Consider the following 15,613-nt stretch of genomic DNA (forward strand, 5'->3'; position numbering starts at 1 on the left):
GCGCGTCGTTGTGGGGACGATGTCGAATTTCCGGTCACGTGCCGGATCAGACAGTCGTGACGGATGATTCGATCGGAGCGCTGTGTACGTCGGGGACATGGTGTCCAAACACCGCCTGCTTCAGGTTTCTGTGCAGCCAGTCGGCGCCCAGCGTCCCCTGCAGCTTCGCCCGGTACATCGGGCTGCGGACCCGCGCCAGCTCCTGCTCGGCGAAACGCAGCCGCTCCGTCAGATCCGACATACCTCGGCCGAACTCGGGGTTCTCGGTGATTTTGCGGTGCAGGTAGGTGACATGCCGGGACCAGAGGGCGATCTCACGCTGCTGCATGATATCGAGGCGTTCCTGGTACCACTCGCTGCTGATGAGGTAATTCAGGGTAAACATCTCCCGGAAGGCGGGATCCGTCGCGCTGATGCCCTGGTGATGTCCCTCGGCCATGATCGCGAGAAGGGCCTGTAACGGCGGACAGGCGTCGCCGACGGATCCGTCATTGAGGAACTGCCGGGCGACGTCGCACTGGGCCTCGACGATGTGATCGATCCCGTCAGCGAAGGCCTCCGGATTATGGGATTCCGGCTTCAGCAGTTCCGTATCGAAGACCGCGTTGGGACTGTCGAAAACCTTCCCGAGATAGGTGTGGGCGAAGTGCTCGGTAATGCGGTAACCCAGGCGGCTGGCAAGTATCGTACGTCCCTCGAACTCGAAGTCCTCGAGCTTCTCCAGATAGCCCTTGCGGATGAGAAAGGCAGGGTCGCGCTCCTCCACCGGGATCCTGCACCAGACCTCCGGCATCAACAGGCTGATGTCATGGTCCACCCGGCATTCACCGATGTGGCCGGCGGGTGTGGTGAAACCGCCGTAACCGCACAGGATCATCGACACCAGTGCGTTGTTCAGATCGGTCGTTGTCGAGAGGGCATTGAACGGCCCCTTGGTGAGTGCGCCCTCGGAACCCGCACCGGTGGTGGACGGCGACTTGCCGGACAGGCTGGCCACGAAGTCCATGAACAGCTCGGGCAGTTCCTGATAGTGGATCGGGTTGTACACGGATAAGGGACGGATTCCCGCGGCAGGATCCGGCGGGTTGTTTCGCCGGCCGGGCAGAACCGCATTCACCGGCAGGTAGACGGGCTTGCCGGGCGGTATCCGCCGGTGGAGCCGTGTGCCGATCTCGGCCAGATGACGATGAAGCGGATTGGCGTGGTCCGGTCGCTCCTGCAGGTATCGCATGTTCTTGCTGGGTTTCCCGTCGACCATTCTCGGGTGGTCGGAGGCCACGAAATACTCGAAGTCATCGCGTTTGGCCAATGACTTCAGGAACTTACGCATGGGCGCTGAATACTCGGACAGATTCATCGCATCTTCGAGAATCGCGTCTGCTTGGTCCCGTGAGAGTGGCTCGAAATTGGAGATGAACGTGTTTCGACCCGAGAGGTCCGATTCCGCCTGCAGATCCACACCCCTGTCCACGACATCGTCGGGACGCTGGAACAGTTTCCGTTCACAGTTGTCCGCCAGTTTGACGGAAGGATTGGTATACCGGGGATTGAGGTTCTCCAGGGCCGAGGACGGCAACACCGTCGAGACGCTGATGTCGTCTTCGATCTGGATCTTGTCGGAGGGGACGTAGTCCTGCCTGAGCTTGAATGTGCGCCACAATCCGTCGCACTGCAGGCCTATGCGCAGGTAACTCGCCGCCAGCCTGCGTCCCTCGTACTTGAATTCGTGCCCGGGGTGCCCATTGATCCTGTCGACGCTGAAGTGGCGGCGCCAGGCCGGTCCCCATTCAGGCCGATAAAAGCGCTTCACCATGAACACCAGCGCCAGGATGTGCTGCGGAATGGAACGCAGCCAGGCATTGTACGCCTCATTGTACACGCTCTCCGAAGGCGTCAGCAGTCGAATCACCGATCCCAGGGTGCGTTGGCTACTAAGCAGGGAACGCGTATCGACGACCGTCGGGTCCAGAAACCGGTCGGCGTAGTTGCGCTGGAATATCCTTTCCATCTGGTCGAGATTTTTTGCGTAGTCGCCGATGTAGAGCGGGCCGGAGAACACCGCGCCACTGATGGACTTGGAGATTTCCGACTTGCCCCCACCGGACACGGTGCAAGGCTTGTGGCAGAACGTCCCTTCCGCGTCGGTGCCGACGAGCCTCCAGGTCGGTGCATGCGGGTGTTTTTCCATCCTGATCTTGTAACCGGATGGCAGTACATAGGTGTGATCCGAGAGCAGCTTGAGTTGCTCTTCCCCTCCGTCGCGGGGCCAGGTGATGGCCCGTTGGTTTATGTCGAAACGGGCCTGTTCCGGCACGTAGATGATCTCGGGAAAGCGGCGGTCGATCGCGTAACCCCCGCGTTTGACGTCGATCGATTCTCCAAGGTGTCCGACGCATTCGGAGAAGGTGTATCCCTCGGCGGGAAGATGCGGATCGGGGATGTAGTATTCACCGAGGTTATAGGTCGGAAACGCGATCGCGCCGCCGGCATGTTCCTCCTCGCAACCGCCCACCAGGTTCGCCGAGAAACTGATCTGCGACTTGATTTCCTTCTTCGAGTAGCCGAAGTAGTTGTCCGCGATCAGCGTATAGATGACACCGGTCTCGTCCCGGCAGACCAGTTTGAATGGCTGACCGTCATTGTAGCGTTCTTCGGCATCCGACCAGCACATCCCATCGTGACGCTGGCGCTCGGTCGCCTCGGCGCGGGGTGGCAATCCGAGTTCCCGCTTGGTGAGTTGGGTCAGGTGCGGGGCCAGGATGACGCAGCCCGTCGTGCCGCACCAGTGAGCGACGTCCAGTCCCGCGTCTTGCTCCAGGCGAAACGGGTCACCGGCATTGCCAAAGATCCGTTCGACGAAATCAAGGTTCGATACCAGCGCACCGGGGGCGAAGAAACGCGTTTCCATCGTCTTTTCCGGCGACACCTCCGCCACCTTAGGTATGACCTTCGGGCGCAGGTAGAGGGAGACCCAGAGTTCCGCCTGTTCCCGGTTTCGGGCGGTGTACGGCAGGCGCAGCAGGTTCGCCGGGGGATTCAGGGCGTGCACGAGCATACGGGCGAAGGCGACGACCGGAACCTCCTTCTTGTCGCCGGGAACGGGCAGGCCGCCTTCGATGACGTGAAAGACGCCCTTCGTGGTCCGACGATCATTGCGCGGATTGTGCAGTACGCCCTGCGGAGTTCGGAACGATTCGACAAAATCCGACAGATGATGGTGCCCATCGGGGGGAAGCGAAAGCTCGCAGGCCAGACCCGCCCTGTCCAGGACGAAAGTCTCGTCGGGCACCACCGTCGGGCACCGTTCCCCGTGACATTGCAGGTAACCCCGTATGAATGCCTCGATGCGACGATCGGCGGGACATCGATGGTCCCTCAACAGATCCCGCTGCTGGCGTTGAGTGAGAATCAGATCTTCGATGATCGCCTGTATCTCGGGGTCATCGCCGACACCCGAGACCGGCTGATCCAGCATCGAAAGTTTCAGGTTGATATGCCGCAGACGACGCAGGCGCTCCCGAGTGGAGACATCTCCTTTTCGACGGGTATGTTTCATATCTTCACCGACCTCGCCTGTTTGACCTGATGTCCGTTGGGCTTTTCCATATACACATTTTTGCCTACGACCATCCCCGGTCGGTTATCAGCTCGGTCGAGCCGGTGCCGAATCCATCCAGGCATTCTAAAGATATCGAAATTTATCGACAAATAGTCAACAAATTTCCGGTTCCAGAAAGTGGCATGATCACCCACGCACAGAAGCCCCCTGGTGCGAATCGAGGTGAGGTTATTCGCTCGTCTTCAGGAGGCTGCGGCGCACACCGGGTCGCTGCTCCATCCGTTTCAACCAGGATTCGATGCTCGGATAGCGCGAGAGGGGCAACTCCGCGAAGTCCTCGGCCCTCACCATGACGGGGAACAGGCTGAAGTCCGCGATGGAACAATCGCCCGCGATCCAGTCGTCTGCCTCGAGTGTCGTGTCGAGCAGTTCCATGGCAGACTGCAGGTCGTTGCGGTAGTTTTCGATTGCGGGCTGCACCGCGTCGCCAAGATAGCTCAGGTGGTAGATCCCCAACAGCGAGGTTCCGATTGTCGCAGCATCGAAGATCAGCCATTGAACTACCACCGTTCGGGACGCGAGGTCGGTGGGGAGAAAGCGCGAGGACTTTTCCGCCAGGTAGAGCAGAATCGCCGCGGATTCGAACAGGGAGATACCGGTATCCGTATCGTGGATAGCCGGAACCGCTCCGGTCGGACTGATGGCGAGATAGTCTTCGGCTGGGACCTCGGCCGGATCGCCGGCGTCGATCTCTGTGTACGGGAGGCCGCATTCCTCCAGCATGATCCGTACCTTCTGTCCGTACGGGCTCGTGGGTCTATTGTAAAAATGAATCATTGCGTGATGAGTTGATTTTGCTGAGACAGTTCGCCGAGCCGTAGCGTCTGTTCCATCGCAACCGGCCCGGAGAGGCCCATGATCCGCAACGCGACAACCGGGTCAGGATGGTACCAGTCTATCGCGACGATACCGAAATGGTCCTCGCGAAAGCTCTGCGCCGTTGTCCGGTAACGGTTGGGCTCGGTCTTTCCCCGTCGGGCCGTGTTCATTCCGCATAGATTCCCGGACGCATGTGGGAGGGCGCGCCCGGCGGCACACCGAAGAAATCCAGGAAGATCCGTTCGGACTGCTGCTTCATCGGGTACTCGGCGCCGGCGTCGTTTTCACCGTAGTCGTGATCGTCCCAGGTCGCAAGGACGGGACTGATTCCCGACAACCGCCGATAGCCAGGGTCGGCCGCCAGGCGGGCGTATCCGGTGTTGGCCCGGGAGATCGGAGGCTTGAAGCCATCCCCGGCTGTAGGCCGAGCACAGTCCTCGTCAAGGTCGCGATCGCCAGACCGAAGGGGAGATAGGAATCCGCGGGCCTCATACACGACTCCAGTGGCTGATGGACGTGGTTCCGAGCAGCGCAGGATAAGACAAAACGACGCATCCCTGCGAGTCTCTCGAACGAGGTGTGTCTGGATTAGGCTTCGTTAGCTTGAATAAGGCAACGAATCCACAAGGAGCGATAGTGAGTAGACCGGACGTGGACCATGTGACTCACATCGAAAATCGTGCCTTATATGACAGGATAAAGAAAAAATGTGGCAATTCGCCGAAAGTATGGCATCATAATTCACGCGCTTTGGAGGCATTGAGGCGTAGGATCGAACGCGACAAGGAAAGCGCTGATCCGGGGTCGATCGCAAGGCAAACCGCCGCATAAACCGATCTGCCCGTCATCCCGCGACTCATATCTCAAGGGAGTGAGATACATTCCACCATGAAGTCAAAGATCCCCGACCCGCTAATCCAGCCTCACAGCTACGGCATCGTGTGGTTGTTTCACGGGCTGTGAATCCTTTTTACGATTGATTCGAGGGGCACACATTGCGCGGAAATTCAGTACGCAGAGCGTATACCGAAGCATGAGGCGGATCGTCGTCGTGACCGGTTACTGGGAGTTTTACTAGGGGTGATTCCTGATGGTACAGGTATTGCGAACGTCTGAGGACTCAGACTGGTTTTCGAGGGTCAGGAAAAGCGGTGCGGAATCTCACCTGATTCCAGAGGTGCTCGCTTACCGCAGGATGCATCACAATAATCCGAGTTACCGCATGTACTCCGACGGAAAGGAAGACATGCTGAATGCGGTGATGCTGAAACCAACGCGCAATGTCTCAGACTAGAGGGAGCCTGATCGGGCACAAGCATGAAATCCAGACCATTGATCAGTTGTATCGTCCCGGTGTTCAACGGCGAAAGATACCTGGCGAATGCGCTCGACAGCATTTTCTCGCAGAGCTATCGAACGATAGAGGTCGTGGTGGTCGATGACGGTTCCACTGACAGAACCGAAAGGGTTGTACGCCGCTGTTCGAACCCTGTCCGATATGTAAAACAGGATCATGCGGGTGTGGCATCCGCCAGGAACCGCGGACTGGAGGTTGCAACCGGGGAGTTCATTGCTTTTCTCGATTCCGATGACCTCTGGCACCCGGAGAAACTTCAGCGGCAGATGGACCGGTTTGATTCGGGACGGCGTATCGATATCTGCATCACCCATCAGCAGAACTTCTGGATACCGGAGTTGCAGCACGAGGCGGAGCGATATCGCGAGCATTCGTCCATGAAGGCAAGTCCGGGCTATGTCTGTCAGACCCTTCTGACCACCAACGGGACGTTCAAGAAGGTCGGCAGCTTCGATGCCTCGTTGAGGATCGGAGAGGATACGGACTGGTATTCACGCGCGGACATGATGGGCCTGGTGGTGGATATCGTTGATGAAGTCATGGTCTGGCGAAGGCTGCACGGCAACAATCTCGGCTTGCTCCGGTACACGACCGAAGGTCGGGAAGAACAGTTGAGGCTCGTCGTCGAACGTTTGAAGAGCCGGGGATCGATGCAATCGACCCGGCCAGTCCCATCCTCGTAGTCCATTGAACCGGCGGGAATAGAACGACGGAGAATCTTTTCAGCCGAAGATGTTCAACGGACACCCATTTGCCCGGCCTCGCCCGGGTTCGCTGACGACCATGTTGATTCGTAGATCGGTATTCGACGCCGTCGGTCCGTTCGATACCTATCTCGCACATCGCAGCGAGGAGGACTGGTTCATGCGCGCAGCGGCACTGTCGATCGAAAAGGAGGTCCTGCCGGAGGTGTTTATACTGAGGCGGATTCACAACGACAACCGGAGTCACAACAGGCCCAAGGTAGATCAGGCCGAGCTGTTGCAGCTCGCACAATCTTCCCTGGCCAGACAGGGACAAAGGGTTTGATCAGGAGAGGCCGTTCGAGCGCACAGAGATGGAACTACGGATATCAATATTGGAACGATGATGGGACGTCAAATGGGATCGGCAGGGATTGCCAGGGAGAAATCCATACTGCTCTCCGCCTTCGCGGAACGCATGCCGGACCGTGTGCAGTCATCCCTGCTTCGGGCGTGCCTCTCCCAGGGGGAAGATGCCGGTCGATACTGGCGGGAATGGTGTGAGGACGTAGGCGATCCTGTCGAAGCCATCCATCTGGATAGATCCCGCCTGAAAGGACTGCTTCCTCTGGTCGACTTTTCGGTTAGAAACAGGGCGTTCGAAACGGGGCCGGACTTGAGGGCCCACCTTCGGGTCGCCCATTTACGGGAGCAGTTGCGCAACAAGATCTATTATGAGGTCTACCGAGACATACTGAATACGATGCGCGCGCACGGGGTAAAGGCACTCACCATGAAGGCCTGCGCCGTCGCCAACACCGCTTACCCCGACCCGACTGCACGATACAATCATGCGATCGACCTGCTTGTAACGAGGCCGGGACTACCGGCGGCATGCGGTGCCCTGGAAGACAAAGGTCTCTCCGCATCAACTTGCGAGGAAGACCGACACCACCGGGTTTTTATTCACGAAAGCGGTCTTGCCATTGGTCTCCACACGCGGCTATTCCGCAATCCGTATTTCAGGCTGGACCGGGGAGGGATCTGGTTGCGCAGCGTGCCGGTTCAGATAGCCGATATCCAGGCAATGGTGCCCTCCCCGGTCGACCAATTGCTGCACACCTGCGGCCATGCCTCGTATGCAGGCGGCAGCCGAAACTTTCGCTGGATCTGTGACGCGGCGTTTCTGGTGCAGAACAGTGGCGTTCTGGATTACGAACTCCTGCTCGAGAAAGCTGCCCGGGGACATCTGACCATGCCGCTGCTCGCCTGCCTCGGTTACCTGGCGGATGACCTGGGTGTGCCGGTTCCGCGAGACGTGGTGGACAGATTGAGAAAACAGGTTTCGGCGAGCGACTATACCGCGGAAGAGGCGGCGTTCTTCTCGGTAACCGCTTTCTCCAAGGCGTCGACGAGGCGAGTGGTCAGTAAACTGCTCGAATCCTGGCCGACCCGCATCAAGCTGATGAAATACGTCGTGTTTCCCTCTTCGGTTTACATGCGGTGGAAATACACCGTCACAAGCCCCTGGATGCTGCCGGCGCTGTACCTCTACCGGCTGTTGAATATGCCCCGGCGCGCGTTTCAGATATTTTCCCATCCCGTCTGGCGACAGAAGGCAGACGCCCGCACCTGAAAAAAATGACAGTCGGTATCGCCTAAGGCGATACCGACTGTTGAGTTGCCTGCTTCCTATCCCGTCGTCGCCTCGTCGACCAATTCGATCCAGTGTCTGACGGGAACCGTGCTTTCGCTGGCCAGGTGCATCTGGCAGCCGACATTCGCGGTCGCAATCGCCTCGGGCGTGTCACCCTCCAGCGCCCGAAGCTTGTTTGCCCGCAGCCTGGCAGACAGTTCCGGCTGCAGGATGGAGTAGGTGCCCGCGGAGCCGCAGCACAGATGTGCGTCCGGCACTGCGGTCAGGGTGAAACCCGCACGTTGCAGAATATCTTCCACGACTCCGTTCAATTGCTGGCCGTGCTGCAGCGTACAGGGGCTGTGAAACGCGACACGCTGCCCGTCGGAGACCGTTCTTTGTGTCGGCAAACCTTCCTTGTTCAATACCTCGGCGATATCCATCGCAAGCTCGCTGATGCGATTCGCCTTGTCACGATAGACCGGATCGTGTTTCAACAGGCTGCCATACTCCTTGACGACGGTCCCGCAGCCGGACGCAGTGATGACAATCGCCTCGGCGCCCTGCTCCACGTGGGGCCACCAGGCATCGATGTTTCGGCGAAAAAATCCGAGGGCCTCTTCGGTCGCGGACAGGTGGTGACTCACGGCACCGCAACAGCCGGCTTGCGGCGTCGAATCGAGCTGTATCCCGAGGCGATCCAGGATGCGCGCGGCGGCAGCGTTGGTTCGTGGCGTCGCCACGCTCTGCACGCATCCCTCCAGTACCAGCATGCGCCGTGGATGTGGATGCACGATCCGTTCCAGATCCGGTTGTGGTTCGGGAACCTGTCTTCTCAATCCGGCGGGTAGGACGGGCGCCAGCATCCGGGCCAGGCGGAGCAACGGCGCGACCCGGGCAGGGTAGGGGAACAGTTTTCGCAGCATGAACCGCTGCGCCCGGGACAGCGGATTGCGGGGCGCCGCTGTCTCGATGCGTTCGCGTCCCAGGTCCAGGAGACGACCGTAGCGGACCCCCGAGGGGCAGGTGGTCTCGCAGGACCGGCAGGTGAGACAACGATCCAGATGCTGTCGGGTCTTGCGGGTGACCGGTTGCCCTTCGAACATCTGCTTGATCAGATAGATGCGTCCCCGCGGGCCGTCGAGTTCGTCACCGAGCAACTGGTAGGTGGGGCAGGTGGCGGTACAGAATCCGCAATGTACGCAGGAACGCAGGATGGAATCCGCCTCGCGGCCTTGCGGTGTATCGCGGAACGGGGATGAGATCTGCGTCTGCATGGGTCCGTCGCCTCTGGCCCGTCAGAGGTCTGCGTACATGCGCCCGGGATTGAAAATCCCGGCCGGGTCGAAGGCCTGTTTCAGTCTTCGGTGCACCTGCATCAGACCGTCGCTCAAGGGATGAAATACCTCATCGTGGTCTGGCGCGTTGCGGAACAGCGTCGCGTGCCCGCCGGCGGCGGCCGCCGATTCCCTCACCTGTTTGAGGGGGAGGTCGGAGGAAAGCCACCGCAGGGCTCCGTCCCATTCGTAGACCCATTCGCCGGGGAGCGTCAAGGGAGGGGAGTCCGGGGCGACGGAGAGTCGCCACAAGGGGCTGTCGCTCGAGAGTGCCGCGACGCGGTGTTCCCGCAATGCCTCCCAGAAGTTGCCGGCCTGCTCCAGGGGTTCGCCGCCGATCTGTTCGCGTGCCGCTGTGACGGCATTGCCGGTCCCGGACAACCTGACGTACAGGCTGCCGTTCATCTGGCAGGTGGCCGATATCGGTAGCGCGCGACGTCCCCAGAGCTGCATATGTTCCAGTGCCTGCACGGCCGTGGCCGCGAGTCGCAGGGTCTCCTCGGTTTCGGGTCGTGGCAGGACCTTCAGAGACACCTCGAGCAGCAGGCCAAGGGTGCCGAGTGCCCCGCACATCAATCGCGAGACATCGTATCCCGCGACATTCTTCATGACCTGACCACCGAATCGAAGTACGTCTCCCTTTCCGTTGATCGTCCGGCATCCCAGGATGAAGTCCCGCGCTGCACCGCTCCGCGCCCTTCGTGGTCCGGAAAGATTGCAGGCTATCGTCCCCCCGATCGTGGCTCCCTCACCGAAATGCGGGGGCTCGAAAGGCAGGATCTGGTTCTGCGAGGCCAGCGTTTCCTCGATCGCGTCCAGAGGAGTGCCGCTGAGCGCGGTGACGACGAGTTCCGTCGGTTCGTAGTTGACGATCCCGCTGTGCTCACGCGTGTCCACGGGATCGCCGCTCGGTGTGCGCCCGTAAAACACCTTGGTGTCACCGCCGCGGATACATAGGGGCTTTCGGCGATCAAGGGCGGACCGGACCCGTACCGCAAGCTGCTCGGTGTTATCGCGTGGTTCCATTTCGCGGGTGTCAGAAGCGTTCCAGATCGGGGAACGGCAGCTCGCCGTGATGGACGTGCATGGCACCGAATTCCGCGCAGCGGTGCAGGGTAGGCACCGCCTTGCCGGGATTGAGCAGGCCGGCTGGATCGAACGCCCCTTTTACGGCGTGGAACTGATCGAGTTCGGCGGAGGCGAACTGCACGCACATCTGGTTGATCTTCTCCATGCCGACACCGTGCTCTCCTGTGATCGTGCCCCCCACCGAAACACACAGTTCCAGGATCTTGCCGCCGAATTCCTCGGTTCGCTCCAGTTCGCCCGGCCGGTTGGCGTCGTAGAGTATCAGCGGATGCAGATTGCCATCCCCCGCGTGGAAGACGTTGGCCACCGGCAGATCGTACGAGCCGGATAGATCGGATATTGCCTCGAGCACCTCCGGCAGACGCCTGCGCGGGATCGTCCCGTCCATGCAGTAGTAGTCGGGTGAGATTCGACCCACGGCGGGAAAGGCGGCCTTTCTTCCCTTCCAGAAGCCCAGCCTTTCGGTCTCGTCGCGTGCCGTGCGAAGCTCGATGGCGCCGGCCTGCCTCAGGATCTCGCGTACGCGCACGATCTGTTCGGACACCTCCGCGTTGGCGCCGTCGAGTTCGCAGAGCAGGATGGCGGCGGCGTCGGTGGGATACCCGGCATGCACGAAGTCCTCGGCGGCGCGGATCGCGAGTGTATCCATCATTTCGAGTCCCGCCGGGATGATGCCTGCCGCGATGATGTCCCCGACCGCGGCACCGGCCTTGACCACGTTATCGAAGGCGGCCAGGACGACCTGGGCGCGTTCGGGCTTCGGCAGCAGCTTAACGGTGACCTCGACGATGACGCCGAGCATGCCCTCCGATCCAGTCATCAGGGCGAGAAGATCGTAGCCCGGCGCGTCGGGCCCGTCGCCTCCGATCGTCAGGCAGTCTCCATCGACCGTAACGACCTTGAGACGCTGGATGTTGTGCACCGTCAGACCATATTTCAGGCAGTGCACCCCGCCGGCGTTCTCCGCCACGTTGCCACCGATGGTGCAGGCGATCTGCGAGGAAGGATCGGGTGCATAGTAAAACCCGTAGGGATCGGCGGCCTGGGTGATGGCGAGATTGCGCACGCCGGGCTGAACCCGTGCGGTGCGCCGGGCGGGGTCGATATCGATGATTTCGGTGAACTTTGCCAGGCTGAGGAGTAGGCCGTGTTCGTAGGGGAGGGCGCCCCCGGAGAGCCCGGTGCCGGCGCCGCGCGCAACGACCGGCACCGCCAGGGCACTGCAGAGCCGCATGATCTCCTGCACCTGTTCCACCGAGTCCGGCAGGGCGACCGCCATGGGGATCCTGCGATAGGCCGACAGACCGTCGCACTCGTAAGGCCGCAGGTCTTCGGAGTCGTGCAGGATCGACGTCGCTGGAAGAATCCTCTGCAGTCCTTCGATCAGGCGACCGCGTTCCTGCGAGTTCTGTTGTCGGGTTTCCGCCATGGGTGCTCGAATGCAATGGTTTTGCCGGATGGGGAGGATTCTACCGCAGTCGAGCCGGTCATTTTGTCGGCCGTATACGCCTCGAGACGAACTAAGGCGATTTCTGTCAAATGACATACCATCCTGCATATCTCTTCGTCCGTCCTCTGTGTTGCGACAACAGTGACATAGTTCGACTATGCGCCTGTTGTCGCGCCTTGATGACGAACGAAGATCCGGCGCGATCTAGGAGCCTGTCGGATTTAGGCGATCGTAGCGAGCATGGCGGGAGAGCGAGACAAAAAGTTCACGATTTCGAGGCGCATAGTGGGCCTACGCAACGAGGAATCGGGGATTTTTTGGTCGGTCTCCCATCAGCGCAGTAGATTGTTCCTAAAGCCGACAGGCTCCTAGTATGCCATTTTCCGGCAATCGCCTAAATGGAATGCGATACCGAGCGAAACGGTGACGAACGTCGCGAGGAACATCAACTTGGATAGGTCCGGCCGGTCTGTTTGTGGTCCGGACTCATTCCACAACTCCCGGGTTGGCTGGCGACGCACCGCTACCGACAAAGCCCCGAACCCTGTCCAGCGTGTAAGCGTGGAAGGGATTGTAACGCAGGCGCATGAAATAGCTGTCCGGAAACAGCAACAGGCCTCGCTCGCCCCGAACGTCCATGCGGCCCAGCGGGATCCAGGGCTCATCGATCTTCCCCTGCGGCTCCGAGCCGTAGACAGGATCGTCGGGAGGGAAGGGCAGTCGGAAAATCCGCAATCTGACCTCCGTTCGCCAGTCTACCCAGGCGGTTTGTGATGTTCCGGGTCAAGCGGAAGATCTGGTCTCCTGCATTAGGGCCGCCACACCCGCCACCCCGATGGCGGGCGAGAACAGCACCAGACCGACGGCAGGTCCGGTCCGATACGGTCTTCGATATGCCGTGCCGCGAGTCGCACCGCTTCGACCCAGTCCTGCCAGGTCACATCGAGCAGACCCGACGGCGAAGTGCCGTGACCGGGCAGGCGCAGCCCGACCACATGGAATCCCAGGTCGAAGAGCATTTCCCTCCAGGACCTCAGGCCGTAAGGGGAATCGGACAGACCGTGCAGCAGGAGGATCCCGCCGACGGGCCGCTCGGGGATGAACTCGAAGGTGCGGTTCCAGTCCTTGGGGATGTCGGCAGCGCGCTCCGTCGTGAACTCCTCGTCCAGCTCGGCCCGATGCCAGACCTCGAGGTCAGGGCGCGATTCCAACAGATACGCGTAACCGCCGACCAGGACGAGGAAGCTGCCGAGCAGCCCGTAGAGTACGGCGTAACCGGCGTGCCTGAGGATTCGCATGGTTTTTGCGGTATCGGCGAATCATGATCGCATCGGTGTAGCGCGAGTCAAAATCCGTTGCCGCCTCAGGCGGCAACGCGTTCGTCACCGCGGATCTCGCGAACCAGAGGGTACAGCCTTTCCGTCTCGTCCTGGATGCGGGCCAGCACCATGTCAAAAACCTCCTGGGTGTCTTGCACGAATTCCTGATGGTCCCTGATCCGGAGTTCGTGCTTGCCCTTGTTGCACCAGCGTTTCATGTATTGCGAGATGATCTTCTTCAGTTCCTGTTCGCCGGACATGAACATGTTGGCTGTGTTGTTGACGTCCTTGCGTTCGTCGGACAGCAGCCCGTGGTACAGGTGGTCGACATCGGCCAGATGCTGATCGACCTTACCCATGAAATTGAAGAACAGATCACAGGTGGTCTCGGAGTCGCACATGCTGCGATCCTGAAACAGATAGACCAGCACATTCGACAGTTCGGTGATCTTGTGGTTTTGCTGATTGAGTTCGTCGTAGGTCAACATGAAGTACGTTCTCCTGGGGTAGTCCGCGACTCGGTCGCGATTCGGCTGCTGGTCTTCGTTATCGTCGTTTCGCATAGAATATCCCCGTACCCGGGGTGAGTAAATGACCCTCGATGCAACTGACGTTCCTCCAAACTCGGGCGAAACCAAGGAGTAGCATCAATGCCGGGCGGACGAAGAACCGCCCGGGTGGCCGCCGAAAGGTTCGCATAATCTATATTATGTAAAGTATTATGGATTGGGTCTGGACTCCGGATCGGCGCTGGCCGGTATTGTCACCCTATCCACCAGGCGATTGATGGTCGAAATCCAGCGGGCTCCTGGCCTCTTTGACCGTGGTGCTCGGAAGCGTGTGCGTGTAGATCATCGTCGTCCTGACGTCGCTGTGTCCCAGCAGCTTCTGAATGGTGCGGATGTCGAAGTTAGCCTGCAGCAGATGGCTGGCATAACTGTGCCGCAGGGTGTGCGCACTGGCCCGCTTTCTGATCCCGGACTGCTGCACGGCCCGTTTGATCGCCTTCTGTACATGAGATTCGTGCAAGTGGAAACGTCGGCGCTCCTTTGTATCGGGCACAACGGTCAGGGTCTTCGCGGAAAACAACCATTGCCACACCAATTCCCTGGCCGCGTTCCTGTACTTGGTGCCCAATGCCTTCGGCAGAAATGTGCCGGCATAACCGCTTGCCAGGTCCTCGCGGTGGACCTGTGCCGCGAGTTCCAGCTGCCGTTCGATGTCCGCGAGCAGCGTCCGGGGCAGCGGGACCGTGCGATCCTTCTTGCCCTTGCCGTCATGCACCGTCAGCACCATCAGTTCCATATTGATGTCCTGCACACGCAACTGCAGGCACTCGAACAGGCGTAAGCCGCAGCCGTACAGGAGCTTGGCGACGAGATCGTAAGGGGGCTCGATGCAGGCGATCAGACCATCGACCTCCTTTCGTGACAATACCACCGGAATGTACGGCCGCTTCTTGGCGCGGACCACGCCTTCGACCTTGCCGAACTCCTTCTGCAGTACATGCCGGAACAGGAACAACAGCGCATTGAATGCCTGATTCTGGGTCGATGCGGATACCTGCTTCTCGACGGCGAGAAAGCTGAGAAACGCCTTGACGTCCTCGGCGGACAGCTCGCCCGGCGCTTTGCTCCGCGTAAAGCCCTGAAACTTTCTCGCCCATGACCTGTAGGACTTCAGCGTTTTCGGCGAGTAGTGTCTGACCTTGATGGCCGTCTCCAGTTGCTCGTAAACCGCGATCCAGCTCTGGCCGGTACGGCCCGTGTCGTTAACGCGCGAATCCTCCGATGCGGAGACGTCGGTCCTGGCAGGATACCGGGAAACCGAACGAGCCAGAGCACGGTGGGTACGTGATTCTGTCGGGCCGGAAGGTTGCCGATCAGGTTGAGGGTCCATCGCCCGAGATTCCCACTCGTCAAGGCCGCCACTTGGGCCTTGACGATGGGTGGTTATTGCTGCGGATGGCGCCGCTCCATGACGTCCTGAGGTTGACGGCATTTCCCTGCCGAAACCGTCGACCGATGTATCGTTGTTCAGCGTTTGTGTCGAGTACGAGCCACCCTGCTTTTTTTTCCCCTGGTATTTCACACCGCCACCGCTGCGGTCCAACCGGGCCGGCTCCTTGGAACCGATATCCTGAGGCGAGGAAACGGACCGACGGTTCAGCTTCTGATCGTGACGTCCTGTCTCCGACACAGTCCGACGGTACAGTCGGATCGCCTGGAATGCCTGCCGGCGTTTCCATTCGGCTTGGCCCTTTTCCCGCAGCTTGGCGCTGAACGGCGGGAAACTCGCCTCATC

14 protein-coding genes are annotated in these 15,613 nt (G+C 60.1%); 3 read left to right on the forward strand and 11 right to left on the reverse strand.

The window, feature by feature from the left end:
• Nucleotides 1–46 precede the first annotated feature (46 nt).
• From LJE91_00050 to LJE91_00065, 4 genes are all read right to left on the reverse strand, one after another.
• A complete protein-coding gene (locus LJE91_00050; protein ID MCG6867155.1) occupies nt 47–3,556 on the reverse strand; it encodes a hypothetical protein in 3,510 nt (1,169 codons plus the stop codon).
• A 231-nt stretch (nt 3,557–3,787) separates the two neighbouring features.
• Nucleotides 3,788–4,396, reverse strand: coding sequence for a glutathione S-transferase family protein (locus LJE91_00055; GenBank protein ID MCG6867156.1), 609 nt, complete (start codon nt 4,394–4,396; stop codon nt 3,788–3,790).
• Nucleotides 4,393–4,608 (reverse strand): hypothetical protein, encoded by a 216-nt coding sequence (locus tag LJE91_00060; protein ID MCG6867157.1) that lies wholly within the window; start codon nt 4,606–4,608, stop codon nt 4,393–4,395. Before LJE91_00060 ends, LJE91_00055 begins: the two co-directional genes overlap by 4 nt.
• A complete protein-coding gene (locus tag LJE91_00065) occupies nt 4,605–4,775 on the reverse strand; it encodes a hypothetical protein (GenBank protein ID MCG6867158.1) in 171 nt (56 codons plus the stop codon). Before LJE91_00065 ends, LJE91_00060 begins: the two co-directional genes overlap by 4 nt.
• Before the next feature lie 980 nt (nt 4,776–5,755).
• Between LJE91_00065 and LJE91_00070 the strand changes: the two genes are divergently transcribed.
• The 3 genes from LJE91_00070 (at nt 5,756) to LJE91_00080 (ending at nt 8,114) form a co-directional block, all read left to right on the forward strand.
• Nucleotides 5,756–6,478, forward strand: coding sequence for a glycosyltransferase family 2 protein (locus LJE91_00070; protein ID MCG6867159.1), 723 nt, complete (start codon nt 5,756–5,758; stop codon nt 6,476–6,478).
• A 100-nt stretch (nt 6,479–6,578) separates the two neighbouring features.
• A complete protein-coding gene (locus LJE91_00075) occupies nt 6,579–6,824 on the forward strand; it encodes a hypothetical protein (GenBank protein MCG6867160.1) in 246 nt (81 codons plus the stop codon).
• 57 nt (nt 6,825–6,881) lie between these two features.
• Nucleotides 6,882–8,114: a nucleotidyltransferase family protein gene (locus tag LJE91_00080; GenBank protein MCG6867161.1), complete on the forward strand. Its 1,233-nt coding sequence runs from the start codon at nt 6,882–6,884 to the stop codon at nt 8,112–8,114.
• A 56-nt stretch (nt 8,115–8,170) separates the two neighbouring features.
• Here the strand turns inward: LJE91_00080 and glcF are convergent, their stop codons facing one another.
• The 7 genes from glcF to LJE91_00115 form a co-directional block, all read right to left on the reverse strand.
• The gene (gene glcF / locus LJE91_00085; GenBank protein MCG6867162.1) at nt 8,171–9,391 is read right to left on the reverse strand and encodes a glycolate oxidase subunit GlcF; all 1,221 of its coding nucleotides are present in this window, start codon (nt 9,389–9,391) and stop codon (nt 8,171–8,173) included.
• Nucleotides 9,392–9,412: 21 nt separating this feature from the next.
• On the reverse strand, nt 9,413–10,477 hold the full coding sequence (gene glcE, locus LJE91_00090; protein ID MCG6867163.1) for a glycolate oxidase subunit GlcE: 1,065 nt from the start codon (nt 10,475–10,477) through the stop codon (nt 9,413–9,415).
• 10 nt (nt 10,478–10,487) lie between these two features.
• Nucleotides 10,488–11,969, reverse strand: a complete 1,482-nt coding sequence (locus LJE91_00095; GenBank protein ID MCG6867164.1) for an FAD-binding protein — start codon at nt 11,967–11,969, stop codon at nt 10,488–10,490.
• A gap of 507 nt (nt 11,970–12,476) precedes the next feature.
• Nucleotides 12,477–12,725 carry a hypothetical protein gene (locus LJE91_00100; GenBank protein MCG6867165.1) on the reverse strand — a complete coding sequence of 83 codons (249 nt, stop codon included), beginning with the start codon at nt 12,723–12,725 and terminating at the stop codon, nt 12,477–12,479.
• Between the two features lie 74 nt (nt 12,726–12,799).
• Nucleotides 12,800–13,288: a hypothetical protein gene (locus tag LJE91_00105; protein MCG6867166.1), complete on the reverse strand. Its 489-nt coding sequence runs from the start codon at nt 13,286–13,288 to the stop codon at nt 12,800–12,802.
• A gap of 65 nt (nt 13,289–13,353) precedes the next feature.
• Nucleotides 13,354–13,872: a hypothetical protein gene (locus tag LJE91_00110; protein ID MCG6867167.1), complete on the reverse strand. Its 519-nt coding sequence runs from the start codon at nt 13,870–13,872 to the stop codon at nt 13,354–13,356.
• Nucleotides 13,873–14,077: 205 nt separating this feature from the next.
• Nucleotides 14,078–15,508: an integron integrase gene (locus LJE91_00115; protein ID MCG6867168.1), complete on the reverse strand. Its 1,431-nt coding sequence runs from the start codon at nt 15,506–15,508 to the stop codon at nt 14,078–14,080.
• Nucleotides 15,509–15,613 lie beyond the last annotated feature (105 nt).

This window comes from Gammaproteobacteria bacterium, assembly GCA_022340215.1.
In the GTDB taxonomy this organism is placed as follows: domain Bacteria; phylum Pseudomonadota; class Gammaproteobacteria; order JAJDOJ01; family JAJDOJ01; genus JAJDOJ01.